The organism is Streptomyces sp. NRRL WC-3605 (genome assembly GCF_001509795.1).
Classification (GTDB): domain Bacteria; phylum Actinomycetota; class Actinomycetes; order Streptomycetales; family Streptomycetaceae; genus Streptomyces; species Streptomyces viridochromogenes.
This window is the reverse complement of sequence record NZ_LLZN01000056.1, coordinates 175,714-202,493: the sequence shown is the minus strand read 5'-3', so window position 1 is coordinate 202,493 and position 26,780 is coordinate 175,714. Positions and strand designations below refer to the sequence as shown.

26 protein-coding genes are annotated in these 26,780 nt (G+C 73.4%); 19 read left to right on the top strand and 7 right to left on the bottom strand.

Annotated features, from left to right (window positions below; translation table 11 throughout):
• Positions 1–9 precede the first annotated feature (9 nt).
• The 10 genes from ADL34_RS17855 (at position 10) to ADL34_RS17810 (ending at position 11,235) form a co-directional block, all read left to right on the top strand.
• Positions 10–2,106, top strand: coding sequence for a tetratricopeptide repeat protein (locus tag ADL34_RS17855; RefSeq protein ID WP_062670660.1), 2,097 nt, complete (start codon positions 10–12; stop codon positions 2,104–2,106).
• 135 nt (positions 2,107–2,241) lie between these two features.
• Positions 2,242–3,366, top strand: a complete 1,125-nt coding sequence (gene ald, locus ADL34_RS17850; protein WP_199835587.1) for an alanine dehydrogenase — start codon at positions 2,242–2,244, stop codon at positions 3,364–3,366.
• A gap of 399 nt (positions 3,367–3,765) precedes the next feature.
• Positions 3,766–4,902, top strand: coding sequence for a ParA family protein (locus ADL34_RS17845; RefSeq protein WP_079033693.1), 1,137 nt, complete (start codon positions 3,766–3,768; stop codon positions 4,900–4,902).
• On the top strand, positions 4,887–5,471 hold the full coding sequence (locus ADL34_RS17840) for a hypothetical protein (RefSeq protein WP_079034320.1): 585 nt from the start codon (positions 4,887–4,889) through the stop codon (positions 5,469–5,471). Before ADL34_RS17845 ends, ADL34_RS17840 begins: the two co-directional genes overlap by 16 nt.
• A gap of 18 nt (positions 5,472–5,489) precedes the next feature.
• Positions 5,490–6,683, top strand: coding sequence for a segregation and condensation protein A (locus ADL34_RS17835; RefSeq protein ID WP_079034321.1), 1,194 nt, complete (start codon positions 5,490–5,492; stop codon positions 6,681–6,683).
• Positions 6,680–7,330, top strand: coding sequence for an SMC-Scp complex subunit ScpB (gene scpB / locus ADL34_RS17830; RefSeq protein WP_062670663.1), 651 nt, complete (start codon positions 6,680–6,682; stop codon positions 7,328–7,330). The genes ADL34_RS17835 and scpB overlap by 4 nt, the downstream gene beginning before the upstream one ends.
• Positions 7,330–8,445, top strand: a complete 1,116-nt coding sequence (locus ADL34_RS17825; RefSeq protein ID WP_062670666.1) for a pseudouridine synthase — start codon at positions 7,330–7,332, stop codon at positions 8,443–8,445. Before scpB ends, ADL34_RS17825 begins: the two co-directional genes overlap by 1 nt.
• Positions 8,446–8,725: 280 nt before the next feature.
• Positions 8,726–9,463, top strand: coding sequence for an NUDIX hydrolase (locus ADL34_RS17820; protein WP_062670668.1), 738 nt, complete (start codon positions 8,726–8,728; stop codon positions 9,461–9,463).
• Positions 9,460–10,482, top strand: a complete 1,023-nt coding sequence (locus ADL34_RS17815; RefSeq protein ID WP_062670670.1) for an ADP-ribosylglycohydrolase family protein — start codon at positions 9,460–9,462, stop codon at positions 10,480–10,482. The genes ADL34_RS17820 and ADL34_RS17815 overlap by 4 nt, the downstream gene beginning before the upstream one ends.
• 3 nt (positions 10,483–10,485) lie before the next feature.
• Positions 10,486–11,235: a DNA polymerase beta superfamily protein gene (locus ADL34_RS17810; RefSeq protein ID WP_062670672.1), complete on the top strand. Its 750-nt coding sequence runs from the start codon at positions 10,486–10,488 to the stop codon at positions 11,233–11,235.
• On the opposite strand, the gene ADL34_RS17805 is transcribed toward ADL34_RS17810, so the two are convergent.
• On the bottom strand, positions 11,161–11,904 hold the full coding sequence (locus ADL34_RS17805; RefSeq protein ID WP_062670911.1) for a DNA polymerase beta superfamily protein: 744 nt from the start codon (positions 11,902–11,904) through the stop codon (positions 11,161–11,163). The two genes, ADL34_RS17810 and ADL34_RS17805, sit on opposite strands and share 75 nt — an antisense overlap.
• Positions 11,905–11,927: 23 nt before the next feature.
• Complete coding sequence (locus ADL34_RS17800; protein WP_062670674.1) at positions 11,928–12,356, bottom strand: Rieske (2Fe-2S) protein; 429 nt, start codon at positions 12,354–12,356, stop codon at positions 11,928–11,930.
• A 249-nt stretch (positions 12,357–12,605) separates the two neighbouring features.
• Here ADL34_RS17800 and aroH point away from each other — a divergent pair, with 249 nt between their 5' ends.
• From aroH to der, 5 genes are all read left to right on the top strand, one after another.
• On the top strand, positions 12,606–12,968 hold the full coding sequence (gene aroH, locus ADL34_RS17795; RefSeq protein ID WP_062670676.1) for a chorismate mutase: 363 nt from the start codon (positions 12,606–12,608) through the stop codon (positions 12,966–12,968).
• The gene (locus tag ADL34_RS17790; RefSeq protein ID WP_062670678.1) at positions 12,965–14,050 is read left to right on the top strand and encodes a prephenate dehydrogenase; all 1,086 of its coding nucleotides are present in this window, start codon (positions 12,965–12,967) and stop codon (positions 14,048–14,050) included. The genes aroH and ADL34_RS17790 overlap by 4 nt, the downstream gene beginning before the upstream one ends.
• A 130-nt stretch (positions 14,051–14,180) precedes the next feature.
• Entirely contained in the window at positions 14,181–14,867 is a 687-nt protein-coding gene (gene cmk, locus ADL34_RS17785; RefSeq protein WP_062670680.1) for a (d)CMP kinase, read from the top strand.
• Between the two features lie 53 nt (positions 14,868–14,920).
• Positions 14,921–15,508, top strand: a complete 588-nt coding sequence (locus ADL34_RS17780; protein WP_062670913.1) for a lysophospholipid acyltransferase family protein — start codon at positions 14,921–14,923, stop codon at positions 15,506–15,508.
• A gap of 78 nt (positions 15,509–15,586) precedes the next feature.
• The gene (der, locus tag ADL34_RS17775) at positions 15,587–17,065 is read left to right on the top strand and encodes a ribosome biogenesis GTPase Der (protein WP_062670915.1); all 1,479 of its coding nucleotides are present in this window, start codon (positions 15,587–15,589) and stop codon (positions 17,063–17,065) included.
• A 51-nt stretch (positions 17,066–17,116) separates the two neighbouring features.
• Here the strand turns inward: der and ADL34_RS17770 are convergent, their stop codons facing one another.
• Complete coding sequence (locus ADL34_RS17770) at positions 17,117–17,467, bottom strand: hypothetical protein (protein WP_062670682.1); 351 nt, start codon at positions 17,465–17,467, stop codon at positions 17,117–17,119.
• A 130-nt stretch (positions 17,468–17,597) separates the two neighbouring features.
• Positions 17,598–18,380: a hypothetical protein gene (locus tag ADL34_RS17765; protein ID WP_062670683.1), complete on the bottom strand. Its 783-nt coding sequence runs from the start codon at positions 18,378–18,380 to the stop codon at positions 17,598–17,600.
• Positions 18,381–18,924: 544 nt separating this feature from the next.
• On the opposite strand from ADL34_RS17765, the gene ADL34_RS17760 reads away from it, so the two are divergent.
• Positions 18,925–19,605 (top strand): transglycosylase family protein, encoded by a 681-nt coding sequence (locus ADL34_RS17760; RefSeq protein ID WP_062670685.1) that lies wholly within the window; start codon positions 18,925–18,927, stop codon positions 19,603–19,605.
• A gap of 110 nt (positions 19,606–19,715) precedes the next feature.
• Positions 19,716–20,585 carry a transglycosylase family protein gene (locus ADL34_RS37240; RefSeq protein WP_079034323.1) on the top strand — a complete coding sequence of 290 codons (870 nt, stop codon included), beginning with the start codon at positions 19,716–19,718 and terminating at the stop codon, positions 20,583–20,585.
• Here the strand turns inward: ADL34_RS37240 and ADL34_RS17750 are convergent.
• From ADL34_RS17750 to ADL34_RS17740, 3 genes are read right to left on the bottom strand one after another with little or no spacing between them, the layout of a single operon-like run.
• Positions 20,515–21,195 carry an ABC transporter ATP-binding protein gene (locus ADL34_RS17750; protein ID WP_062670687.1) on the bottom strand — a complete coding sequence of 227 codons (681 nt, stop codon included), beginning with the start codon at positions 21,193–21,195 and terminating at the stop codon, positions 20,515–20,517. The genes ADL34_RS37240 and ADL34_RS17750 overlap by 71 nt on opposite strands.
• A complete protein-coding gene (locus tag ADL34_RS17745) occupies positions 21,192–23,975 on the bottom strand; it encodes an ABC transporter permease subunit (RefSeq protein ID WP_062670689.1) in 2,784 nt (927 codons plus the stop codon). Before ADL34_RS17745 ends, ADL34_RS17750 begins: the two co-directional genes overlap by 4 nt.
• Complete coding sequence (locus tag ADL34_RS17740) at positions 23,975–24,448, bottom strand: hypothetical protein (protein ID WP_062670691.1); 474 nt, start codon at positions 24,446–24,448, stop codon at positions 23,975–23,977. Before ADL34_RS17740 ends, ADL34_RS17745 begins: the two co-directional genes overlap by 1 nt.
• A 155-nt stretch (positions 24,449–24,603) precedes the next feature.
• On the opposite strand from ADL34_RS17740, the gene ADL34_RS17735 reads away from it, so the two are divergent.
• Together ADL34_RS17735 and ADL34_RS17730 are read left to right on the top strand one after the other, a co-directional pair.
• Entirely contained in the window at positions 24,604–25,155 is a 552-nt protein-coding gene (locus ADL34_RS17735) for a hypothetical protein (RefSeq protein ID WP_062670692.1), read from the top strand.
• A complete protein-coding gene (locus tag ADL34_RS17730; protein ID WP_062670694.1) occupies positions 25,130–26,422 on the top strand; it encodes an ABC transporter substrate-binding protein in 1,293 nt (430 codons plus the stop codon). The genes ADL34_RS17735 and ADL34_RS17730 overlap by 26 nt, the downstream gene beginning before the upstream one ends.
• The last annotated feature ends 358 nt before the right edge of the window (positions 26,423–26,780 follow it).

The window sequence follows — 26,780 nt, the reverse complement described above, 5'->3', positions numbered from 1 at the left end:
GTGTGGCCCGTGACGGACCAGGTGGTGGACACAGGCGACGTCCGGACGTCGGCCCGGACCCCCGACGGCAGTCAATTCCTGGGCCGCACACGCGAGTTGAAGGAGCTGCGCGCCGACATCGAGCGCGCGGGCCTGGACACCCTCTCCGGCCGCAAGGCACCCCGCGCGCGCGTGCTGCTCATCGCCGGCCGCCCCGGCTCCGGCCGTACGGCACTCGCCGGGGAACTGGCCCGCCAGGTGGCCGGCCGCTACCCCGACGGAGTGCTCCGCGCGCGGCTCAGCGAGCCCGACGGCACCCCCGTACCCGTCGCGCGCACCGCCCGCGACCTGCTCACCGACCTCGACGTGCCCGCACCGCCCGGCGCCGCCGAGGACGACCTGACGGCCGCCCTGCGCGAGGCACTGGCCGACCGCCGGGCCCTGCTGCTGCTCGACGACGCGGCCGACGCCGAGCAGGTCGACGCGCTGCTGCCGGACACCCCCGAGTGCCTGGCGGTCGTCGTCTCCGGCGGTCCGCTCACCGGCATCTCCGACGTCCGGCCCTGCACGCTCGGCGGCCTCGACACCAAGTCCGCCGTGGAAATGCTCACCCGGCTCTCCGGCTCCGTCCGCATCACCGTCGACCCGAGGGCCGCCGAAGGGCTCGTGGAGGTCTGCCAGGGGCAGCCCGCCGCGCTGACGCTGGCCGGCGGCTGGCTCGCGGCCCGCCCCAAGTCCGCCGTCTCCGACCTGGCCAAGCAGCTGCGCGCCGAGGGCGCGGAGGGCACCCCGCTCGGCCGGCTGCTGCGGCTCGTGCACGCCTCGCTGCCCGCCCCCGCCGCCCGCATGCTGCGCCTGCTGACGCTGGCCCCCGCCGGTCTCGTCGACCCGCACGGTGCCTCCGCCCTCGCCGGCTGCTCGGTGGACGGCGCCCACACCACCCTGGAGGACCTGGCCGCCCTCGGCCTGCTGCACCGCGTCGAGTCGCCGCTGCCGCAGTACCGGGTCCCGGGCTGTCTGCACCCGCTGCTGCAGGCCCTCAGCGAGACCCAGGACAGGCCCGCCGAGGTCCAGCTCGCCCGCGCCCGCATGCTTGAGCGGACCGTACGGCTGCTCCAGTCCTGCCGGGCGATCACCGAGACCGACAGCCCCGAGACCCGTCAGAAGCTCCTCGGCGTGCCCCGCGCCCTCCGCTTCCCGAACCCCCGCGCGGCCGCCGACTGGCTGCGCCTGCGCAGGCCCGCCCTGCTGGCGTCGGCCCGGGCCGCGGTCGCCGACGGGGAGCTGGACACCCTCGCCAGACGCCTGATGTCGCAGCTGGTCAGGGCGATGGCCGCGCACTTCGGCACCCAGGCCGCCGCCGGGGACCTGTACGAGATCCACGGGCTCGTCCTCGACGTGGCCGAGCGCCGGAACCTGCCCCGGGAGAAGGCGGCGGCCCTGCTGAACCTCGGCGACCTGGACGCCCGCACCGGGCGGACCCGTGAGGCGCTCGCGCGATTCCGGGCCGCGCTGGACGCCGGTCGCGAGGCGGACGACCCGTACGCGACCGGCCGCGCGATGGAATCCGTGGGCGGCGCGCATCTGGAGCTCGGGGACTACGACCGGGCCGCCGACTGGTACGGCCGGGCCCTCGCCGAGCGGCTGGCCCGCGGGGAGCGCGCCGAGACCGCCCGGCTGTACGGCAGGACCGCCGAGGCGCACACCTACGCCGGCCGGTACGGAGAGGCCCAGCGCAACTGGCGGGCCGCGGTCGCCGTGCACCGCAAGAACGGCGACGTCGCCGGTCACGCGCGCGCCCTGAGCGAGCTGGCCCGGGTCCAGGAGTACGCCGGACGGCTCGACGACTCGCTGCGCACCTGCCAGGAGGCGGTGGAGCTGGCACGCCGCGCCGAGGACGTACGGCTCCAGGGCGCGCTCTACCTGCGGCTCGCCGACACCCTCGACCGGCTCGGCGATCCCTCGGCCGCTGAGCTGCACCGGGGCGCCGCGCGGCGGATCCTGGTGGAGGAGACCGATGCGGCCGAGGAGGCCGACGCGGCCGGGCCCGGGCCCGACGACCAGGCCATCGAGCCGAAACACGGCGCTGACGCCTGCGAAATCCGTAGCGTGTCGAACGAAGATTGATGCAATGAAAGGCTAGACAGCGGGAACACCTTCATTAGACTGGCTCTGCCGCACCTTCTCCTGCGGTGTCTCCTGGTATGCCATCGCATGCCTGGGATTGTGTAGCAATGCCCCACACCCCCTGAGCCAAGGACCGTGATCGACGTGAAGGTCGGCATCCCCCGCGAGGTCAAGAACAACGAGTTCCGGGTGGCCATCACCCCCGCCGGCGTGCTCGAGCTGGTGCGCAACGGCCACCAGGTCGTCATCGAGCAGGGCGCCGGCCTCGGCTCGTCGATCCCGGACAGCGAGTACGTCGCCGCGGGCGCCCAGATCCTGCCCACCGCGGACCAGGTGTGGGCCGCCGCCGACCTGCTGCTGAAGGTCAAGGAGCCCATCGCCGAGGAGTACCACCGCCTCCGCAAGGACCAGACGCTCTTCACCTACCTGCACCTGGCCGCGTCCAAGGAGTGCACGGACGCCCTCATCGAGTCCGGCACCACCGCGATCGCCTACGAGACGGTCGAGCTGCCCACCCGCGCCCTGCCGCTGCTCGCCCCCATGTCCGAGGTCGCGGGCCGCCTCGCCCCGCAGGTCGGCGCCTACCACCTGATGCGCGCCAACGGCGGCCGCGGTGTGCTGCCCGGCGGCGTCCCCGGCGTGCTCGCCGGCCGCGCCGTGGTCATCGGCGGCGGCGTCTCCGGCTGGAACGCCGCGCAGATCGCCATCGGCATGGGCTTCCACGTGACCCTGCTCGACAAGGACATCAACAAGCTGCGCGAGGCGGACAAGATCTTCGGCACGAAGATCCAGACCGTCGTCTCCAACGCCTTCGAGTTGGAGAAGGCCTGCCTCGAGGCCGACCTCGTCATCGGCGCGGTCCTCATCCCGGGCGCCAAGGCCCCGAAGCTGGTCACCAACGAGCTGGTCTCCCGCATGAAGCCGGGAAGTGTCCTTGTCGACATCGCGATCGACCAGGGCGGCTGCTTCGAGGACTCCCGCCCGACGACGCACGCCGAGCCGACCTTCCCGGTCCACAACTCGGTCTTCTACTGCGTCGCCAACATGCCCGGCGCGGTGCCCAACACCTCCACCTACGCGCTGACCAACGCCACGCTGCCGTACATCGTCGAGCTGGCCAACAAGGGCTGGGTCGAGGCGCTGCGCCGTGACCCCGCGCTGGCCAAGGGCCTCAACACGCATGACGGCAAGGTCGTTTACCGCGAGGTCGCCGAGGCGCACGGCCTGGAGCACGTCGAGCTCGAGTCGCTCCTCGGCTGAGCCGGATCGGCAAGTCACTTTCTGGTAAAGGCGATACGTCAACACAGGTCGTCAACCCTGCGCATCCAGCCGGACCTTGCTCGAAAAGGTCCGGCTGGATGTGTGTATGGTCACTTTGCGACGCTCGGTCAACTCGCCTCGAACGTAACCCTTCGACCGATTCGCACACCGGTGAAACCTGCTGTGCGACGGCCGTACGCCCTTGACAGCGGGATGTTTCATTGTCGACACATCTGCCCGGTCCGGTGGATTGTGTTGCTGCGGACCGCCGACACGCCATAGAGTCGCCAACCGTCGGCATGGTGCCACGCTGACCTGTCTAGAAGTTTCCTGGTCACCAAGGAGGTAAGACGACTTGTGAATGAGTCGACATTTTCTCCCGGGGGTGGTCAACCAGGAATGCCTGTACGGGGCCAGGGTCCCGCGGGATTCGAGGCTGTCGGCTCCGTCGCTGTCCGAACCTTCGCAGCCCACCAGAGCCAGACCAGCCCCCACACGGCTCTGACAGCAAACAAGAGCATGGATGGCCATCACGTGAACGCCATGGCCGGCGACGGAAGTGGCGCGCCCCGCAACCACTTCGCCGACTACGACGAACTGCCCGAAGGGCACTTCTACGACCCCGACGCGGAGTACGAGCCCGACCCCGAGTACGCGGCCACCCTCGCGCCCGACGCTGCCCGGCAGCGCCGCGAGCGCATCGGCCCGACCGGACGTCCGCTGCCGTACTTCCCGATCCCGGGTCCGCTGACCGACCACGGTCCCGCGAAGATCATCGCGATGTGCAACCAGAAGGGCGGCGTCGGCAAGACGACGTCGACCATCAACCTGGGTGCCGCACTCGCCGAATACGGTCGCCGCGTGCTGCTCGTGGACTTCGACCCGCAGGGCGCGCTGTCGGTCGGACTCGGTGTGAACCCGATGGAGCTCGACCTCACCGTCTACAACCTGCTCATGGAGCGGGGCATGTCGGCCGACGAGGTGCTGCTGAAGACGGCGGTCCCCAACATGGACCTGCTGCCCAGCAACATCGACCTGTCCGCCGCCGAGGTCCAGCTCGTCAGCGAGGTCGCCCGGGAGTCCACGCTCCAGCGCGCCCTGAAGCCGCTGATGGACGACTACGACTTCATCGTCATCGACTGCCAGCCCTCGCTCGGCCTGCTCACGGTCAACGCCCTGACGGCCGCGCACAAGGTGATCGTGCCGCTCGAGTGCGAGTTCTTCGCCCTGCGCGGCGTGGCGCTGCTGACCGAGACGATCGAGAAGGTCCAGGAGCGGCTGAACCCGGAGCTGGAGCTCGACGGGATCCTCGCCACGATGTACGACTCGCGCACGGTCCACAGCCGTGAGGTCCTGGCGCGCGTGGTCGAGGCGTTCGACGACCACGTCTACCACACGGTCATCGGGCGCACGGTCCGCTTCCCGGAGACCACGGTGGCCGGTGAGCCGATCACCACGTACGCCTCCAACTCCGTCGGTGCCGCCGCCTACCGCCAGCTCGCCAGGGAGGTGCTCGCCCGGTGTCACGCCGAGTGAGTCTGCCGGGGGCCGACGAACTGTTCCGCACGACAGGGGGTACGGCGCTCCAGCCGTCCACTCCCCGGCGCCCGGCCAACGGCGAGGCCCGGGTGCCGGCTCCCGCGGGGGAGAGCGACCCCGCGGCCGCCGAGGACGCGCCGCAGTCGGTGCCCGCGCAGGGCGGCGACGGCGAGGGCGCCGAGCACGTGGCGGCCGACACCGAGCAGGCCGAGGCGGGGGAGTCCCGCAGCCGGTCCGCCTCCGGGGAGCGCTCCGCACGGCGTCAGGGCGCGCAGGAAGGTTCTGCCGGGACCGCCGCGGCCAATGCCGCCGCCGCGCCGCGCAAACGGGGCCGTGCCGCCGCCCGCCGGCCCAGTGGACGCGAACGGCACGACGAGAAGATCACCGTCTACGTCTCCGCAGAGGAGCTCATGGACCTGGAGCACGCGCGTCTGGTGCTCCGCGGTGAGCACGGGCTCGCCGTCGACCGCGGGCGGATCGTCCGCGAGGCGGTGGCCGTGGTCCTCGCCGACCTGGAGTCCCGGGGCGACGCCAGCATCCTCGTACGACGGCTCCGCGGGCGGTAGCGGTAGCCTGCGGGGGCCATGACCTCGAACGACGTTCCCGCCCCGCGCGCCGGCGCCCCCGCCGGCCGCCGGCGCGCGCTGGGCCGGGGACCGGGAGCGGCGCCACCCGCCCCGCCGGATGTGGCACCGGAGCGGTCGCCCGCGGATCCCGAGCCCGGCCTCGGCGCTCCCGAGGCCCCGGCACCCGGGCCGCAGAGCCGGCCGGCCGGCGGCGTGCCTGAGCCGGCGCCCGCCGGACCCACCGCAGGGACGGCCATCGAGGAGCCGGAACCGGCGCCCGCCCGGACGGCCGTGGCCGTGGAGGCCCCGGCGCCCACCCCGACGACCGTGGCCCTGGAGACCGTTGCCGCCCCGGATGCCCCCGCGCCCGCCCCCCAGGACGGCGCCGACGCGGAGGCCGACGGGGTCTTCAAGGTCCGGCTCGCCAACTTCGAGGGCCCCTTCGACCTGCTCCTCCAGCTGATCTCCAAGCACAAGCTGGACGTCACCGAGGTCGCCCTGTCCAAGGTGACCGACGAGTTCATGGCGCACATCCGCGCCATGGGCCCCGACTGGGACCTGGACGAGACGACCGAGTTCCTGGTGGTCGCCGCCACCCTCCTCGACCTCAAGGCGGCCCGGCTGCTCCCGGCCGCCGAGGTGGAGGACGAGGCCGACCTGGCGCTCCTGGAGGCGCGGGACCTGCTGTTCGCCCGGCTCCTCCAATACCGGGCGTACAAGCAGATCGCCGACATCTTCAGCGGGCGGCTCGACGACGAGGCGCGCCGCTACCCCCGTACCGTCGGCCTGGAACCGCACCACGCCGAGCTGCTGCCCGAGGTCGTCATCAGCATCGGAGCGGAAGGATTCGCCCGGCTCGCGGTCAAGGCGATGCAGCCCAGGCCGAAGCCCCAGGTGTACGTGGAGCACATCCACGCGCCGCTGGTCAGCGTGCAGGAGCAGGCCGGGATCGTCGTCGCGCGGCTCAAGGAGCTGGGCGAGGCGAGCTTCCGGGATCTCGTGGCGGACACCGGCGACACCCTCACGGTCGTGGCGCGCTTCCTCGCGCTGCTCGAGCTGTACCGCGAGAAGGCCGTGGCCCTCGACCAGGAGACGGCGCTCGGCGACCTCGTGGTGCGCTGGACCGGCGGGGACGGGGAGGACCAGCCGAGGGTGACCGACGAGTTCGACCGGCCGCCGGAGCCGCCCGAGCAGGAGGAGAAGAAGGCGTGAGCGAGATCACCGGGCTGCCCGCCGGATCGCGTACGGTCGCGGACCTCGACCTCAAGCCCGCCCTGGAGGCGATGCTCATGGTCGTGGACGAGCCCGCGGCCGAGGAGCACCTCGCGAAGCTGCTGGAGCGGCCGCGGCGGCAGATCGCGGACGCGCTGCGGGAGCTCGCCGACGAGTACGCGGTGCAGGGCCGGGGCTTCGAGCTGCGGTTCGTCGCGGGCGGCTGGCGTTTCTACACCCGGCCCGAGTACGCGCCGGCCGTCGAGCGGCTGGTCCTGGACGGGCAGACGGCGCGCCTCACGCAGGCCGCCCTGGAGACCCTCGCGGTCGTCGCCTACCGTCAGCCGGTCAGCCGCAGCCGCGTCTCGGCCGTGCGCGGGGTGAACTGCGACGGCGTGATGCGGACCCTGCTGCAGCGCGGTCTCGTCGAGGAGGCGGGCGCGGAACCTGAAACAGGTGCGATCCTGTACAGGACGACGAACTACTTCCTGGAGCGGATGGGCCTGCGCGGCCTGGACGAGCTCCCGGAACTCGCGCCCTTCCTCCCGGAGGCGGAGGCGATCGAGGCCGAGACCCTGGAAGCGGTCCCGTCGTTCGATCCGGACGCCCCGGATTCCGAGGACGCAGACGACAAGACGGAACTTTGATGCGAAGCAGCAGCGGCAGGAACAGCAGCGGAAACAACGGCGGGAGCCGTGGTGGCAACAGCGGCGGCCGCGGCGGGAGCGGCGGTGGCCGCGGTAATCACCGCGGCGCCGGCAACAACCGCGACGACCGGCAGGGCGGTCGTCCGAAGAAGCCGCGCCCGGAGGAGCGACGCTACGACGTAGGTCCGGGCGCCACCCAGGAGGGCCCCAAGTCGGGCCGCGGGCCCGCGGCCCGTGGAGGCGCCAAGGGCGGGCCGAAGAAGCCCCTGCAGCGGGGCCGGTCGGTCCCGGCGACGTCCCGCGAGTACGAGGCGCGCGCCGAGGAGCGCAACCGCGAGCGGTACGAGGGCAAGAAGGACGTCAAGCCGCCCAAGACGTTCCCGGGCGCCGAGCAGGAGGGCGAGCGGCTGCAGAAGGTGCTCGCCCGGGCCGGCTACGGCTCGCGGCGCGCCTGCGAGGAGCTGATCGACGAGGCGCGCGTCGAGGTCAACGGCGAGATCGTCCTCGAGCAGGGCCTGCGCGTGGACCCCGAGAAGGACGAGATCAAGGTCGACGGGCTGACCGTCGCCACGCAGTCGTACCAGTTCTTCTCGCTCAACAAGCCCGCCGGCGTCGTCTCCACCATGGAGGACCCCGAGGGCCGGCAGTGCCTCGGCGACTACGTCACCAACCGGGAGACCCGCCTGTTCCACGTCGGGCGGCTCGACACCGAGACCGAGGGCGTCATCCTGCTCACCAACCACGGCGAGCTGGCCCACCGCCTGACCCACCCCAAGTACGGCGTGCGCAAGACCTATCTCGCGCACATCGTCGGCCCGATCCCGCGCGACCTGGGCAAGCAGCTCAAGGACGGCATCCAGCTGGAGGACGGCTACGCGCGCGCCGACCACTTCCGGGTCGTCGAGCAGACCGGCAAGAACTACCTGGTCGAGGTCACCCTGCACGAGGGCCGCAAGCACATCGTGCGCCGCATGCTGGCCGAGGCCGGGTTCCCCGTCGACAAGCTGGTGCGGGTCTCCTTCGGCCCGATCACCCTCGGCGACCAGAAGTCCGGCTGGCTGCGCCGGCTGTCGAACACCGAGGTCGGCATGCTGATGAAGGAAGTCGATCTGTAGACACGCGTACGTGTGCGTCGCGACGGCCGGTCCGGGAGCCCCGGGCCGGCCGTCGCGTTTGCCCGCCCCGGTGGACCTGTGGCGGGCCGGGACGGGGTGCGAGGCCTCAGGGGTGCATCCCGGCTCCGGAAGGCCGCAGAAGGCCGCCAGGGGGCTGTGCGGGGGCCTTGCGGCCGGCGGGTGGCGTCCGGGCGGTGTCCGGGGGTTGTGGAGACGCGTGCGGGCCCTTTATGGTCAGGGTGACTAATAGTCGTACTGACCATTAAGGGGGTGGTCCGCCATGCCCGGACCCGTCGTGCCGGACGGCTACGACAAGCACGCCCACGAGCCCTTCGCCGTCACCGCCGACCTCGCCGTCCTCACCCTCCGCGACGGCGCCCTGCACGTCCTGCTCGTCGAGCGCGGACAGGAGCCGTACCGGGGCCACTGGGCACTGCCCGGCGGCTTCGTGCAGCCCGACGAGTCCGCCGAGACGGCCGCTCGCCGCGAACTCGCCGAGGAGACCGGCCTGTCGGACGTCACCGGCCTCCACCTCGAACAGCTGCGCACCTACAGCGAGCCGGACCGCGACCCCCGGATGCGGGTCGTGACCGTAGCGTTCACCGCCCTGCTGCCCGACCCGCCCGAACCCCGCAGTGGCAGCGACGCGGCACAGGCCCGCTGGATCCCGTACGACAGGGCGCGGCCGCTCGCCTTCGACCACGACCGGATCCTCGCCGACGCCCACGACCGGATCGGCGCCCAGCTGGAGTACTCCGGTCTCGCCACCGCCTTCTGCCCGCCCGAGTTCACGCTCGGCGAGCTCCAGAAGGTCTACGAGGTGGTGTGGGGCACCGCCCTGGACCGGCCCAACTTCCGGCGCAAGGTGCTCGCCACCCCGGGCTTCGTCGAGCCCGTCCCCGGCGCGGCCCGGCTCACCGGCGGCCGCGGCAAACCGGCCGCGCTGTACCGCGCGGGAGCCGCGACCACCCTTCACCCACCCCTGCTCAGGCCCACCCCGGAAGGACGCCCCGCATGACCGCCACCACCGTCCGCAAGCGCGCCGCCACCGGCTCCCTGCTCGGGCTCGCCCTCGGCGACGCGCTGGGCTTCCCGACGGAGTTCAACGACGTGCCGTCGATCCTCGCCAAGTGCGGCCCCTGGCGCGAGATGCCCCTGCCGAAGCCGGCCATCGTCACCGACGACACCCAGATGACCCTGGCCCTGGGGAAGGGGCTGCGGACGGCGATGGACCGCGGTCCGCTCGGGCCCGAGCGGCTGGAGCGGCCCGTACGCGAGGAGTTCGTGGACTGGTACCAGTCGCCTGAGAACAACCGTGCGCCGGGCCGGACCTGCCTGGTCGCGTGCAATCTGCTGAAGGACGACGGCAGGCCCTGGCAGGACGCCTCGCAGATCGGTTCCAAGGGCTGCGGCGCCAACATGCGCGTCGCCCCCCTCGGCCTCGTCCCCGGGCTCGGCGACGAACAGCGCGCCGGCGCCGCCCAGTTGCAGTCCGGGCTCACCCACGGGCACCCCACGGCGCTCGCCGCGTCCGACCTGACCGCGCACGCCGTGCACCTCCTCGCGCGCGGCGCCGACCCCGCCGGGCTGGTCGGACTGCTGCGGTCCTACGCCTACGACAACCGCACCCGCTACCACGAGCGCTGGCTCGGCGACCTGTGGACCCGCTCCCAGGACCCCACCCCCGAGCACTTCATCGCGCGCGGCTGGGACGACTGCCTGGCCGTGCTGGACCGGCTCCAGGAGGCCGTCCGGTCCGTGTCGCCGGAGACCGACCCCTGCCTGGCCACCGGCGAGGGCTGGATCGCCGAGGAGGCGCTGGCCACCGGGCTGCTGTGCTTCCTGTGGTTCGTCGACGAGCCGCTGACCGCCCTGCGCCGGGCCGCCTGCACGGCCGGGGACTCCGACTCGATCGCCTGCCTGGCCGGGGCGTTCGCCGGCGCCCACCTCGGCGCGGACGCCTGGCCCGCCGACTGGGCCGACCGGATCGAGTACCGGGGCGACCTGCTGGCCCTCGGAGCGCTCTGGGACGCTTGACCGATGCTCGACGCCCTCGACCTCGACCTCACTCCCGTCATCGCGGAGCAGCCGGACCCCGTGCTGTTCGCGACCGTCTCCGGCGCCCACCTCTACGGCTTCCCGTCGCGTGACTCGGACGTCGACCTGCGCGGGGTCCACCTGCTGCCGGCCGCCGACCTCGTCGGGCTGCGGGAGCCGGACGAGACCCGCTCCCGGATGTGGGTGCGCGACGGCGTCGAGATGGACCTGGTCACCCACGACCTGCGCAAGTTCGTACGGCTCATGCTGCGCCGCAACGGCTATGTGCTGGAGCAGCTGCTCTCCCCGCTCGTCGTGCACACCACCGACGCCCACCGCGAGCTGGCCGAGCTCGCGCCGGGGGTCCTGACCGCACACCACGCCCACCACTACCGGGGGTTCGCCACCACGCAGTGGCGGCTGTTCGAGCGGACCAGGGAGCTCAAGCCGCTGCTCTACACCTTCCGCGTCCTGCTCACCGGCATCCACCTGATGCGCAGCGGCGAGGTCGAACCCCACCTGCCCACCCTGCTGGAAGCGGTCGGCGGGCCCGGCTATCTGCCCGAGCTGATCGCCGCGAAGGCCGAACGCGAGCACGGGGACGCCGGCGTCGACCACGCGCGCGTGGCGGCCGACGTGGAGCGTCTGCACGCCGTGCTCGACGAGGCGCAGGCCGCCTCAGCGCTGCCCGACGCCCCCAGCGCCTACGACGCCCTGCACGCCTTCGTCGTCCGCGTACGGCTGGAGGGCTGAGGCGCGCCGGACCCGGACCAGGAAGTCCTCCACCCGGCGCCGGTCCGGCTCCGCCGGCAGCGGGCTTCGGTGCAGGGCCTCCTCGGCTTCCGCGGCCAGGCGGGTCATCCGGGCCTCCACCTCCGGCCAGGGGACCTCGCCGCGCTTGACCTCCAGCAGGGACGCCCGCGCGTCCCCTACGTCGAGCGTCATGCGGCCGGTGCGCAGCAGGTCGCGGGCGCTCGCCAGGAGGCGCAGCAGGTGCATGGCGTGCTTCCAGCGCGGGGTGCCGTGGGCGGGCAGGCCCGCCTCCAGCTTTCTGCGCTGGCCGAGCGCGTACCGCGTGAACGTCTCGTACGCCTGCCGGGACAGGAACGCCTCGCGCAGGGCGAGGAGCTCGTCCCCGGTGGCGTCGGCGTACTCGACGAGCGGGGAGTGCAGGCACTCCAGGATGTTCGGGTTGGCGCGCAGGGCCAGTTCGCAGAAGCGTTCCAGCTCCCAGCCGAACTGCTCGGGCAGCGGTCCCTCGACGTGCGTCGGCGGCTTGTCGAAGCGCCAGAACAGGGCGGTGGGGGCGAGGAAGACGCCCCGGCGGTCGGTGTCGCTGCCGTCCGTCGCGAGACCGAAGGCGCGCGACCCCATGACACAGGAGTAGATCGTGTGGTCGCGGACCAGGGTCTCGGGGCGCATGTCCGGCAGCGTACGGGCCCCGGTCACACCAGGCGGATCGAATTTCCCTCCACCACGATGTTCTCCGGCGGCAGCGGCCGGGTGGCCGGCGGGTTCGCCACCGAACCGTCCGTGATCTTGAACTTGCTGCCGTGGCACGGGCAGTCGATCGTGCCGTCGGCGACGGTGGCGACCAGGCACTGCTGATGCGTGCAGATCGCGGAGAACGCCTTGAACCGCCCTTCCTCGGGCTGGGTCACCACGACCTTCTCGTCGGCGAAGATCTTGCCGCCCCCCACCGGGACGGCGTCGGTCGTGGTCAGCTCCTGGCCGGGCGTCCCGCCGGACCGGCCGGGGGAGACGTTCGACGACGAGTCGCCGTCGCCGGAGTCCCCGCAGCCGACGGTGAGCGCGGCGGCGCCCGCCGTGCCCGTCGCGATGAGGAGGTGTCGTCGCGTCGGACGGTTGGTCATGTCGTCACTCCGGAGGTGTGCGCGAGAGGGGGGCCAAGGGGTCGTGGGCGACCCGCTCCGGGCAGGAGCAGCAGCATCTTCGCATCCGAAGCACCCAAGAAGTGGTAATTCGGGAACCGCACCCTGAATCGAGCATTCGTCCCGTACCGGGCGGCGTCTCAGCGTACGGGCGCGGTGCGTGGGCGGTGTGCGGGCTGACTAGGCTGGACCCGCGTAGAGGCGATCGGTACGTCAGCAAGGAGCAGCGCCGTGGCGGTACGAGCGGTCCGGGGGGCCGTCCAGCTGGATCGGGACGAGGCCGGCCACATGGACGAGCGGGTCGGGGCCCTGCTCACCGCCGTCCTCGAACGCAACGACCTCACCGCGGACGACCTGATCAGCATCTGGTTCACGGCCACCCCCGACCTGCACAGCGACTTCCCCGCGGCCGCCGCCCGCAAGCTCGGGATCGTGGACGTCCCCCTGATCTGCGCCCAGGAACTCGACATCGAGGGCGCCATGCCCCGCGTCGTCCGGGTCCTCGCGCACATCGAGTCCGACCGGCCCCGCGCCGAGATCGCCCACGTCTACCTGGGGGCCGCGGCCGCCCTGCGCAAGGACATCGCCCAGTGAGAACCGCACTCGTCATCGGCACCGGACTCATCGGCACCTCCGCCGCCCTCGCCCTGTCCCAGCGGGGCGTCACCGTCCACCTCGCCGACCACGACCCCGAGCAGGCCCGCACGGCCGCCGCGCTCGGCGCCGGCACCGACGAGGCGCCCGACGGCCCCGTCGACCTCGCGATCATCGCCGCGCCGCCCGCGCACGTGGCGGCCGTCCTCGCCGACGCGATGCGCCGGGGCGTGGCCCGCGGCTACCTCGACGTCGCCAGCGTCAAGGGCGGACCCCGCCGCGACCTGGAGGCGCTGGGCCTCGACCTGACCGCGTACATCGGCACCCACCCCATGTCGGGGCGCGAGAAGTCCGGCCCGCTGGCCGCCACCGGCGACCTCTTCGAGGGCCGCCCCTGGGTGCTCACCCCCACCCGGGACACCGACACCGAGGTGCTGAACCTCGCCCTGGAACTGGTCTCGCACTGCCGCGCCGTCCCGGTCGTCATGGACGCCGACGCCCACGACCGCGCGGTCGCCCTGGTGTCCCACATGCCCCACCTGATGTCCAGCATGGTCGCCGCCCGCCTGGAGGGCGCCGAGGAGGCGGCCGTACGGCTGTGCGGCCAGGGCGTCCGGGACGTGACCCGGATCGCCGCCTCCGACCCCCGGATGTGGATCGACATCCTCTCCGCGAACCCCGGACCGGTCGCCGACCTGCTCACGGACGTCGCCGCCGACCTGGAGGAGACCGTCCGGGCGCTGCGGGCGCTGCAGTCCTCCGACGAGGACAAGCGGCTGGAGGGCGTCTCCGGCATCGAGGACGTCCTGCGCCGAGGGAACGCCGGACAGGTGCGGGTCCCCGGCAAGCACGGCACGGCTCCGCGGGTCTACGACGTCGTGTCCGTGCTCATCGACGACCAGCCCGGACAGCTGGCGCGGATCTTCGCCGACGCCGACCGGGCCGGCGTCAACATCGAGGACGTCCGCATCGAGCACGCCACCGGGCAGCAGGCCGGTCTGGTGCAGCTCATGGTGGAACCGAAGGCGGCCCCGGTGCTCACCGCGGCCCTGCGGGAGCGGGGCTGGGCGATCCGGCAGTAGACGGCCCCGCGGCCGGCGCCGGCCCCCGGTCCGGGCGCGGCCGGACGAGTGACGCGCACCCAGTAACCTTGTGCGGGGCGCCCTCGCGTCCCCATACTCCCGCCCCACAGCACCAGGAAGGTGTCCTCCCGTGGAAAACGGTGCCGCCAAGCCCGTGATTGTCGCCATCGACGGCCCCTCCGGCACGGGCAAGTCGAGCACCTCGAAGGCCGTCGCCGCGCAGCTCGGACTGAGCTACCTGGACACCGGCGCCCAGTACCGGGCGATCACCTGGTGGATGGTGACCAACGGCATCGACATAGAGGACCCGTCCGCGATCGCCGCCGTGGCGGGCAAGCCCGAGATCGTCTCCGGCACCGACCCGACGGGCCCGACGATCACCGTGGACGGCGTCGACGTCGCCGGCCCGATCCGCACGCTGGAGGTCACCTCCCAGGTCAGCGCGGTCAGCGCGGTGCCCGAGGTGCGCGCCAGGATCACCGAGCTGCAGCGCTCGATCGCCACCTCCGCCGAGCGCGGCATCGTCGTCGAGGGACGCGACATCGGCACCACCGTCCTCCCCGACGCCGACCTGAAGATCTTCCTCACCGCCTCCGCCGAGGCGCGCGCCGCCCGCCGCAGCGGGGAGCTCAAGGGCGCCGACGTGCACTCCACCCGCGAGGCGCTGCTCAAGCGCGACGCCGCCGACTCCACCCGTAAGACGTCCCCGCTGGCCAAGGCGGACGACGCGGTCGAGGTGGACACCACCGAGCTCACCCTCCAGCAGGTCATCGAGTGCGTCGTCACGCTCGTCGAGGAGAAGCGGGCCGCCAAGTGACAGCAGCATCCGAGCGCGGTGCCGACATCGGGCGGCGGATCGGCGTCGGCCTGATGTACGGGCTGTGGCGGCCGCGCGTCCTGGGCGCCTGGAAGGTGCCCGCCACCGGGCCGCTGATCCTCGCGGTCAACCACAGCCACAACATCGACGGGCCCATGGTGATGGGCGTCGCACCCCGGCCCGTGCACTTCCTGATCAAGAAGGAAGCCTTCGTCGGCCCGCTCGACCCCTTCCTGACCGGCATCGGGCAGCTGAAGGTGGACCGGCACTCCGCCGACCGCACGGCCATCACCCGCGCGCTCGACGTGCTGGGCCAGGGCGGCGTCCTCGGCATATTCCCCGAGGGCACCCGGGGCGAGGGCGACTTCGCGTCGCTGCGCGCCGGACTCGCGTACTTCGCCGTGCGCGGCGGCGCCCCGATCGTCCCGGTCGCGGTGCTGGGAAGTTCTGAGAAGCGCGGACGGCTGATCAAGGGGCTGCCCCCGCTGCGGCACCGCGTGGACGTCGTCTTCGGCGACCCGTTCGACGCGGGCGACGGAAGCGGGCGGCGCACCCGTCGCGCGCTGGACGAGGCGACGGAGCGCATCCAGAAGGAGCTCACCGCGCACCTGGAAAACGCCAGGCGACTGACCGGTCGCTAGGCGACACTGAGTAGTGGATCAGCGGGTGGACCACCCGCCGCTCCACCGATCACCACGATGAACGAAGGTACGGACTTCATGAACGACCACATCCACTCCGAGGGCTCGGGCGAGGAGCACGACCACGGAGCGCTTGGCGACGCCGAGTACGCGGAGTTCATGGAGCTCGCCGCGGAAGAGGGCTTCGACCTCGAGGACGTCGAGGGCGCGATCGAGGCGGCCGGGCACGGCCCGCTGCCCGTGCTCGCCGTCGTCGGCCGGCCCAATGTCGGCAAGTCGACCCTCGTCAACCGGATCATCGGCCGCCGCGAGGCCGTCGTCGAGGACAAGCCCGGCGTCACCCGCGACCGCGTCACCTACGAGGCCGAGTGGGCGGGCCGCCGCTTCAAGGTCGTCGACACCGGCGGCTGGGAGCAGGACGTCCTCGGCATCGACGCCTCCGTGGCCGCCCAGGCCGAGTACGCGATCGAGGCCGCCGACGCCGTCGTGTTCGTCGTGGACGCCAAGGTCGGCGCCACCGACACCGACGAGGCCGTCGTCCGGCTGCTGCGCAAGGCCGGCAAGCCCGTCGTGCTGGCCGCCAACAAGGTGGACGGCCCCAGCGGCGAGGCCGACGCGGCCTACCTGTGGGCCCTCGGGCTCGGCGAGCCGCACCCGGTCTCCGCGCTGCACGGCCGCGGCACCGGCGACATGCTGGACGCCGTCCTGGAGGTCCTGCCCACCGCGCCCGCGCAGACCTTCGGCGGCACGGCCGTGGGTGGCCCGCGCCGCATCGCCCTCATCGGGCGCCCCAACGTCGGCAAGTCCTCCCTGCTGAACAAGGTGGCGGGCGAGGAGCGCGTCGTCGTCAACGAACTCGCCGGAACCACTCGCGACCCGGTCGACGAGCTGATCGAACTGGGCGGCGTCACCTGGAAGTTCGTCGACACGGCGGGCATCCGCAAGCGGGTCCACCTGCAGCAGGGCGCCGACTACTACGCCTCGCTGCGCACCGCGGCCGCCGTGGAGAAGGCCGAGGTCGCGGTCATCCTGATCGACGCCTCGGAGTCCATCTCGGTCCAGGACCAGCGGATCGTCACCATGGCCGTCGAGGCGGGCCGCGCCATCGTCATCGCCTACAACAAGTGGGACAACCTCGACGAGGAGCGCCGCTACTACCTGGAGCGGGAGATCGAGACCGAGTTCGGCCAGGTCTCCTGGGCACCCCGGGTGAACGTGTCGGCCCGCACCGGGCGGCACATGGAGAAGCTGGTCCCGGCGATCGAGACGGCCCTCGCGGGCTGGGAGACCCGGGTCCCCACCGGCCGCCTGAACGCCTTCCTGGGTGAACTGGTCGCCGCCCACCCGCACCCGATCCGCGGCGGCAAGCAGCCCCGCATCCTCTTCGGCACCCAGGCCGGCACGAAGCCGCCGCGGTTCGTGCTGTTCGCCTCCGGCTTCATCGAGGCGGGCTACCGCCGGTTCATCGAGCGCCGCCTGCGCGAGGAGTTCGGCTTCGAGGGCACGCCGATCCACATCTCCGTGCGTGTGCGCGAGAAGCGCGGCAAGAAGAAGTGACGCCATGACGAAGGGGCGGTCCCGATCGGGACCGCCCCTTCGTCATGTCCGTCAGCCCCTGCGCGCCGGCGGCAGCGCCGCCGGGACGTGCTGCATCCCGCCGCTCTGGGGCCCGATGTGCCCGACGCGCTGCCACTGCGGCTGCGGCCCGCCGTGGTGCCGGGCGCTGTGCGCCCCCGCGCTGTAGGCGCTGTACGAACTGCTGAACGACCCCGGGCGGTAGCCGCCGTAGGTGCCGGTACCGCGCTGGATGTTCCCGAAGGCGACGAACCCCAGATCCTCCTCGCCGCTGCGGTCTCCCGGCAGGGAGCGGAAGGACTTGACGTACTCGGCGTAGAGCGCGTCGTAGATCGGCGTGGGCGAGGAGCCACCCTGATAGCGGGGAACGTCGTATGCATGCACGTATGTCCAAACGACCCGGCACCGGAAGGGATGCGGCCGGTGAGCGCACCAAAGGGGCGTGCGGAGCCTCCGGTGCACGGCCGCCCCGGCCCGTCCGCCCGAGGGTGACGGGCCCGGCGGACGGGCGCGGTCAGGTCCCCGCGAGCGGCAGCGCGGCCCCCACCAGCTGCCCGTTGGCCGCCGCCTTGTCCAGCGCGCCGCGCAGCAGGTCCTCGCGGGGCTGGCGGCCGATGGAGCCCGCCGGGGCCGCGAACATCAGCACCTGCTGGTGCTTGTTGGCGGCCGCCCGCCAGCCGTCGGTCACCTGGAGCGGCTGGTGGGCCTGCCACCAGGCCACCGGCTGGCCGCCGTTCGGACCCGGCTGCAGAACGGCGTGCAGCTGGCCCATCGCCAGCAGCACGGACCAGCCGTGCAGCACGGGCGGCACCTCCGCCAGTTCCGTCGCCGGCATGAAACCCTGCTCGATCAGCAGCGGGAGGAAGTCGTCGCCGGTGCCGGTCGCGCCGGGCCGCACGATCGGGCCGGTCGGCTCGACGACCAGGGCGGGGTGCAGCTCCCCGGCGATCAGCACCAGTCCGCTGGTCACGCCCAGCACGGCCTGCTCCGGCACGACCCGCTCGGGCTCGGGGTCGACGCGGTCGCCGGTGATGGACTTCACCGCTCCCCGCAGCTGGTCCTCGGTCACCTGGACGACCTGTGAGGGCAGGCAGGTGGCGTGGGCGAAGGCGAGGACGGCGGTCTCCTCGCCGATGAACAGGACGGTGCTGGTGCGCTCCTGTCCGGAGTCGCCCGGGGTACGGCAGGACGTGCAGTCGTAGCTGCCCGGGGCGTTCTCCCCGGCGAGCAGCCGGTCGGCTTCCTCGTCGCCGATCTCGGCACGTACCTCGTCGCTGACGTCGAGCATGCGCGGCACGGATGGCTCCCTCGGGATGTGGCGTGGCGGGGCCGGGTGGCTCCCGGTCCGTGAACCGGGCTGGTCCCGGGCTCATGAAGAAGACAACGGGCGATCTGTGGCGGGAGTCACGCATCAGGGCGAACGGAATCGAACCATCCGACGCGCTCGGTCACCATCGGTCCGGAATCACCTACTCACCGTCAAGTAGAGGGAAATGTACGGGAGTTGGTTGCGTGTGGTGCGTCACAGAACGGCGTGGCCGATGGTCGACAAATCCCGAAATCACGGAATGAAGTGGGTGGCCGGAAATCGCCGATACCCGGGGTAACCGGGAACTGGCCTGGAGCGACGAGGAGTTGGTTGAAGCCGGGCGGCCCCGCTCCTTAGATTCCTCCGCCGTGTGCAACGAGCACCGCCCGGGTACGTCCGCCAACCGGCAAGCAGCACCGGCCGGAACGCCATACCAGCCTCCTGGCGGACGGGGCGGACGCCGGCCACGCGCCCCACGGCGCGTGCGGCGGCGTACCGCCCGAGGAGCCCGGGTCCTCGGAGAGGGAACCCTATGTCCGAATGTGCCGATACCACTCATCACGACGTCCGCCGGACGCCGAAGGCTCCCGGCGGAAGCCGGACCAGGGCCGGAGTCGTCCTCGCCGGAGCGGCACTGCTCGCTCCGCTCGGACTGCTGGCGGCCACCGGCGACGCCACGGCGGCGGACAACGGCGTGTGGGACCGCATCGCCCAGTGCGAGAGCGGCGGAAACTGGCACATCAACACCGGCAACGGCTACTACGGCGGGCTCCAGTTCGCCGCCTCGACCTGGCGGGCCTACGGTGGCACCGCCTACGCGCCCACGGCGGACCGCGCGTCCAGGGAACAGCAGATCGCCGTGGCCACCAAGGTGCAGCGCGCCCAGGGTTGGAACGCCTGGCCCACCTGTTCGGCGCGGGCCGGCGCCAACGGCAGTGCCCCGGCGGCCTCCACGGGCGGCTCGACGGCATCCGCCCCGTCCGGCGCGGCGAAGAAGGCGGCCCCGTCGACTCCCGGGCGGAAACCGGACCGTCAGCCCGGGCACACCGCACGCGGATCCTCGCGGGGTGACTACACCGTCCGCGCGGGCGACACGCTGAGCGGCATCGCCGCCCGGCACGGCATCACCTGGCAGCGGCTGCACGCCGCCAACCGGGCCGTCATCGGCGACGACCCCGACCTGATCGTGCCGGGACAGCGACTCGAACTCTGACCCGCGCACGCCCGATGAGCGCCCCGCCCGGTCCGCCGACCGGGTGGGGCCCGGCCGTTGTCGGACGCGCCGCGCCGGGACGGCCGCAAGGAGCTGCCTAGCGTGCTCATATGAAGAACGCACCGCTGACCATCGTCCTGGCCGCCGTCCTGCTGACCGCCGTCACCCCGGGGACGTCGCAGGCCACGTACGCCCCCCGGGGGGCCTCCGCACCACATATGTCCGGGCCTCCGCCCAAACCCGCGTCCCTGACCTGTGCCAAGGACAACTGGCCCTGGGGCTGTGTCGCCCAGTGCGAGAGCGGCGGCGACTGGGACATCAACACCGGCAACGGCCACTACGGCGGGCTGCAGTTCTCGCAGTCCACCTGGGAAAGCTTCGGCGGGTTGAAGTTCGCCCCGCGCGCGGACCTCGCCACGCGCGACGAGCAGATCACCATCGCGATCAAGGTGGTAGCCGTCCAGGGCTGGGGCGCGTGGCCGCAGTGCTCACGGCGGTACGGGCTCAGTGGCCGGATGACGCTGGAGGCGCCCGCCGCCAAGAAGCCCGGCAAGAGCAGCAAGCCGGCGGCCAAGAAGCCGGCCAAGCCCGCCGAACCGGCGAAGCCCGCCAAGCCCGCCAAGCCCGCCAAGGGTGAGAAGCCCGCGAAGAGCGAGAAGCCGGCCAAGGGCGAGAAGCCCGCGAAGGGCGACGAGCCGGCGCAGGGCAGGCCGAAGAAGCAGGACAAGCCCGCCACGTCCGGATCAGGGTCCGGCTCCGGTGCGCCGACCGGGACCGGGAAGTCCCCGAAGACCGCGCCGGTGGCCGGGCCCGGGAAGGTCACCGCCCCCGGCTGGGACGCGGGCGCCGACCAGCCCGCCTACCCCGACCACCGGCTCGAGGACCTGCTCATCCCCGGCGCGCTGCTGCTCATGCCGAGGGGGGCGACCCTCCTGCCCGTCCCGCGGTCCGACGCCGGTACTCAGCGGTCTCACCACTGAAGACGACCGCCCCGCGCCGCAGTACGTGGACGACTGCCGCCCGCTCCCGCAGGGCGGGCGGCAGTCGTTGCTCGGCGACCACCACGCACGCGTCGAGCCCGGCCAGCAGGTCGTACGTCCGGGCCGCCACGGCCGGTGCCATGCCCTGCGCGGGCTCGTCCACCAGGACGACCCGCGCGCGGGCCAGCAGGGCGCGGGACAGGGCCAGCATCCGCTGCTCGCCCCCGGAGAGTGTGCGTGCGCGGCGCGCGAGCAGGGGGACGAGCGCCGGGTAGACCTCCAGGGCCATGTCGGGGGAGGGGGACACGAGTTCGAGGTTCTCGCGCACGGTGAGGGAGCCGAACACCGCCCGGCGTTCGGGCACCAGGCACATCCCCCGGCGGGCCCGCTCGTACGCGGGCGTCCGGGTGACGTCGACGCCGTCCCACACCACCGCGCCCGCCGCCAGCGGCACGACCCCGGCGAGGGCGCGCAGCGCGGTCGTACGGCCGCTGCCGTTGCGGCCCAGCAGCACGGTGACGCCCGGTCCGGCGGCGGCGAGGGTGACGCCGTGCAGGGCCTCCAGGGGGCCGTGACGCACGCGCGCTCCGCGCAGGGAGACGGTCGTCATGCGGGCGCCTCCAGGGCCTCGGCCGCGTCCAGCACCCGGCCGGGCGGGCCGGAGGCGACGATGCGGCCCGCCGTCATGACGTGCACCGTGTCGGCGAGGTCCGCGACCAGGTCGAGGTCGTGCTCGACGACGAGCAGGGCCGTCCCGTCGGCGGCGAGGGCCCGCAGGATCCGGGCGAGCGCGGCGACCTCCGCCGTGTCGAGTCCGGCGGCGGGCTCGTCGAGCAGCAGGACACGCGGGTCGCCGGCGAGCGCTCGGGCCAGCTCGACCCGGCGGAGCGTGCCGGTGGGGAGCCCGGCGGCGGGCAGCGCGCGGACCGGGCCGTCCAGCCCGAGCAGCCGCAGGGCCCGCTCGACGGCGGCCGGGTCCCGGACGCGGCCCTGCTCGGCGCCCACGCGGACGTTCTCCGCCACGGTCAGGGAGGGGAAGACGGCCAGCTGCTGGAAGGTGCGGGCGACACCGAGCCGGGTCCGGGTGTGGGCGGGCAGCCGCGTGACGTCCCGTGCGCCCAGGAGGACCTGTCCGCGGGCGGGACGGTGGGTGCCGGCCAGGCAGTGGAAGAGGGTGCTCTTGCCCGCCCCGTTGGGCCCCACGACCGCGGTGATCCCGCCATATGGCACGACGAGGCTGACACCGCCCAGCGCGGTGAACCCGCCGTAACGGGCCCGCAGTCCCCGCGCTTCGAGCACGTCCGGCGCGCGGGGCCCTGCCGGTCGGAGAGAAGACGAGGCGGCCCCCTCGGACGCCCGCACCGCCCCTGCGGACTTGGCGTGCGACGCCGTGGCCGCCTTTGCGGGGCGCAGCCGTCTCCGGATCCGTGGGCCGGGTTTGGGGGCCGCCCGCGTCGTCGGACCCGCCACCGGCCCCCCGGCACCCCGCCACGCCGTGAGGCCCGTCGGGTGGGGAGTCCGGGGTGGGGGGCCCTCCGGTGCCGGGCGCAGGCGGGTCCGGGTCCGGGTGCCCAGGGGTGTCAGGCGGGGCGCCCGAACCCGGCCTGGGGCCGCCGTGCGCAGTGTCTCGTGGAGGCCGCCCGGGAGACGGCCCGCCAGGACGGCCAGGATGCCGATCAGAGCCGCCGCGAGACCGCCCCTGGTGCCCGCGTCGAGGCCCACCAGAAGGGCGGCGGCACCGAGCGCGCCGAGAGTGCTGTCGGCGCCCAGCACCATCACCGCGGCGAACCAGAGCAGGCTGCGGACGGGGTCGTAGGCGGCCGGGTCGAAGGCGCGCAGCCCCATGCCGAGCATGCCGCCGCCCAGGGCCGCGAGGGCCGCGCCCGCGACGAACGCCAGCAGCTTCAGGGACGGCACCCGTACGCCCGCCGCCGACGCCCCCGGCGCGTGGTCGCGCATCGCCGCCAGGGCCCGCCCGGCGCGGCCCCGGCGCAGCAGTTGGACCGCGAGCAGGGCGGCGGCCAGCAGCGCCAGTTCGAGGACGTAGTAGGCGCGGTCGTCGTCGAAACCGGCCGGGCGGTCCAGGGAGAGTCCGGAGACCGCGTACGGCTGCGCGAACACGAAACGGCTGACGCCCACGCCCACCGCGAACGTGACCAGCGCCAGCGCCAGTCCCCGGCGGCTGATCGCCGGCCAGCCCGTGAGGAGGCCCAGCGGGGCCACCAGGACCACGGCCACGAACAACGCCGCCAGTTCCGGCAGCCGGGGCAGGCCCGGGAAGCGCCCTGCCGCCAGCAGGGCCGTGAAGAGGGCGCCCAGGCCCGCGTAGGCGGCCTGCCCGAGCGAGATCTGCCCGCCGCGGCCCGTGACGACGACGAGGGAGAGGAGCACCACCGCCAGGGCCGGCACCTGCACCGACGTATGCAGGTCCGTACCCGCGAGACCCAGCGGGAGCAGGAAGAGGACGGCCGCCACGATCCAAACGCCCACCGGGACCGGCCGGCGCACGGCCGCCCGACGGGGGAGTGCGGCGTCCTGACCGCCCACCCGGGGCAGCGCCAGGGCCGCGACCAGCAGCGCCACCACGAACAGGTTGGTGCCGACGGCCTGGACCAGGGGAGCGGCCCGGCCCGACGGGTGCAGACGCGTCAGCTGGCTCTGGGCCACGCCGATGAGCAGCGCCGCGGCGACCGCCACCGGCAGGCTCCGCATCCGCGCGGCCACCGCGACCGCCACCACCTCCATCACCAGCAGGGGCAGCCCGTACGGGTCCAGCCGCACCGACGGCGCGAGCAGCACACCGGTCAGACCTGCGGTGAACGCGCCGAACGCCCAGCCGGCCGCCGCCACCCGATCGGCGTCGACGCCCGCGAGGACCGCCAGCTCCCGGTCGTCCACGACCGCCCGCAGCTCCCGGCCGAAACGCGTCCAGCGGACGACCGCGCCCACGCCCGCCGCCAGCACCAGGGCCGCCCCCAGCTGCCCCCACGGCTCCGCCGGCAGGAGCCGCGGCGCGTCGTCCCGCGCGCCCTGGCCCCACAAGAGCGCCGCCCCGCCGACCAGCAGCACGAACACGCCGATCGAGGCGACCAGCGTCCGCGCCGGGTCGTTGCCGGCCATCGCCATGGGCCGGAAGACCAGTCGTTCCAGGATCATCCCGATGCCGGGCGCGAGGACCAGGAGCGTGACGACCGCGCCCGCCCACAGCGGCCAGCCCCACTCCACCACGCACTGCCGCAGCCCGTACGCGCACACCATGGCGATCGCGCCGTGCGCGAAGTTCAGCACGCCGGTCGCCCGGTAGGTGACGACCAGCCCGATCCCGGTGAGCGCGGCGGCGGCACCGACGGACAGACCGGCCAGCGTGAGGTCGTAGGTCAGGCCGGACATCAGTCGTCCGCTTCGGCGGGCTCACAGATCGGGCAGGGGCTCAGGTCCCCGCCGCGCATCAGCCCGGCGTCCACCGGCACGGCCTCCGCCTTCCCGGCGACCAGCGGGCAGTCCGCGCGGTGCCACAGGGTGCCACCGGGCACCATCAGCAGCTTTCCGCTGACCGCGAGCGGCGCCGCCGCCGGCGTGTCCCGCTCGGTGTCGTCCGGCCCGGCGGCGACCAGCAGGCCGTACAGCTCCTCCACGCGCGCGGCCGCGAGCGCGCCCCGTCCGTGAGCGAGCAGTACCGCGCCGGCGACGATCAGCGCCGCGCCGGGCACCGTGCAGGAGGCGAGATACGGCAGCTGCCGCTCGGCGAACCGCTCGCCGGAGACGCCGTACCAGCCGATGACACAGAGCACCGCGCCCGCGGCGAGCGCGGCCCAGCCGGCCCACAGGAGGGGGTGCACGGTCCGCAGTCGCGTCGTCCGCATCGCTGGCTCCCACACGTCGCCTCGGTGTGCATGCGCCGGCTTTCCACGCACGTGCCTGTCCATGTCAGCCAATGGCTTGCACTATGCCTCGTGCAAGCCGACCCTGAAAGCACCGGGCGTCCACGGCCCGGATCGACACCCCGGTGGTGAGCCAGATGGTTCTCGGGAGCGACCTCAGGCACAGCGGCACCCGCAGGGGACGGGGGACGGCGGTCGCCGCCGCCCTGCTCCTCGTCCTGGGTCCGGCCCTCGCGGCGTGCGGCGACGACGACGGAGGCGGCGGCAGCCCGACCCCGTCGTCACCCACCGCCGAACGGACCGGAGGGTCGCCGGCTGCCACCGCCCCCGCCGACGTCCAGGCCGCGACGACGGAGATCAAACAGAACTGGCAGAAGTTCTTCGACCCGAAGACGTCCCTGGAGGACAAGCAGGCCGTCCTGGAGAACGGCGACCGGATGGCACCGGTCCTGCGGGCGTTCGGCGGCGACGAGCGCGGCGGTCAGGTCCAGGCGAAGGTCTCGAAGGTCGAGTTCACCTCGCCGACCGAGGCGAACGTGACGTACGACCTGACCCTGAAGGGGACCACCGCGCTGCCGGACGCGTCCGGGACCGCCGTGGAGCAGGACGGCACCTGGAAGGTGTCCACGAAGACGCTGTGCGCGCTGGTCCGGATGAGCGGCAATGGGTCGCCGGTCCCGGGGTGCTGAGGCGGCGATCGCCGTGATGGTGCTGGCCCTCGGGACCGCCTGCGGCAGCCGGCTGCCGGAGAGCGACTTCGGCCACCGCGACCGGGACGGGTCCTCCCGCCCGGCCGACCGCGCCCCGATCCGCGTCGGCATCATCACCAGCGCCACCAGCCCCGTCGGCGGCAGCGCCTTCACCGGGCCGCGCGACGGCGCCCGGGCCTGGTTCGACCGGCTCAACGCACGCGGCGGCGTCGACGGCCGCCGGGTCGAGGCACGGCTGTGCGACGACGGCGGCAGCGGCGTCGGCAACAACGAGTGCGTGCACCGCCTCGTCGACGAGGACGAGGTGGTCGCCCTGGTCGCCACCACGGCACTCGACTACGCGGGCGCCCCGCGCGTCTCCCGCGCGGGCGTGCCCGACATCGGGGGCCAGCCCATCGGGGCCGCCTACGACACCTACCCGCACCTGTACGGCATCTACGGCGGCCTCGCGCCCCGCGACGGCACGACCGGCTGGGACGGCACGCAGTACGGCGGCACCGAGGTCTACCGCTACTTCAAGCGCGAGCACGGCGCCCGCACGGCCGCCGTCGTGTCGTACAACCAGCCCGCGTCCGCCGCCTACGCCCGGCTCGTGGAACGCGGTCTGCGGGCCGAGGGCTACAAGGTGGTCACCGAGCAGGTCGACTTCGCGCTGCCCAACTTCCGCGCGGCCGCGGCCGATCTGAAGGAGCAGGGCGCCGACCTGGTCTTCGACGCCGTCGACGGGCACGGCAACGCCCAGCTGTGCGAGGCGATGGACGACGTCGGCGCCGACGTCACCGCCAAGGTCACCAATGTGCAGAACTGGACGTCCACCGTCGCCGAGGACTACAAGGACGCCCCGCGCTGCCGCAACGCCCTGTGGGCGACCGGCTCCTCCCGCAACTTCGAGGACACCGGCCACCCCGCCGTACGCGAGTTCCGGGACGCGACGAAGGGGCTCCCCACGCACTCCCAGTGGCAGCTGGAGGGCTGGGCGGCGGCCCGGTGGTTCACCGAGGCGGCGAAGGCGTGCGCGGCACGGGGCGTCACCCGCGCATGCGTGGACGACCACATGAACCGCAGTCAGGGATTCACCGCGGGCGGGCTGCTGCTCCCCGTCGTGTTCGAGCGGCTGCCCGAGCCGCCGAAGAGCCGCCGCGCCTGTCTGTCGGTGGCCCGCTGGGAGGACGGCCGGGGCTGGGTCTCCCAGGGAGACATGAACCGCACGTGCTTCGAGGTGCCGCAGCTGCCGTACCGGCCCTGAGGGGCAACCGAACGGCGGCATCGCGGGTCCAACCGACGTAGCCCCGAGCCGAGGAGGAACCGCAGCGCATGACGACCGTGCCGCAGGCCGCGCCTCTGCGCGCCGACTGCATCGCCGACTCGGCCGGTGGGCTGACGTTCGACGTCACCGCCCCCGACGCGAACGCCACGGCCCATCTGGTGCTGCGCCACCGCGAGGGACCCGAGGAGGTGATCCTCCCGCTCGCCCCGGCCACCCGGGGCCGGCTGCGCGCGGCCCTGCCCAGCAGTGTGGTCCTGCCGGAGGGCCACTGGGACGCCTACGCCAGTGTGACGGCGGAGGACGCGGACGCGCGGGTCGTGTCGGGCGACATGGACGT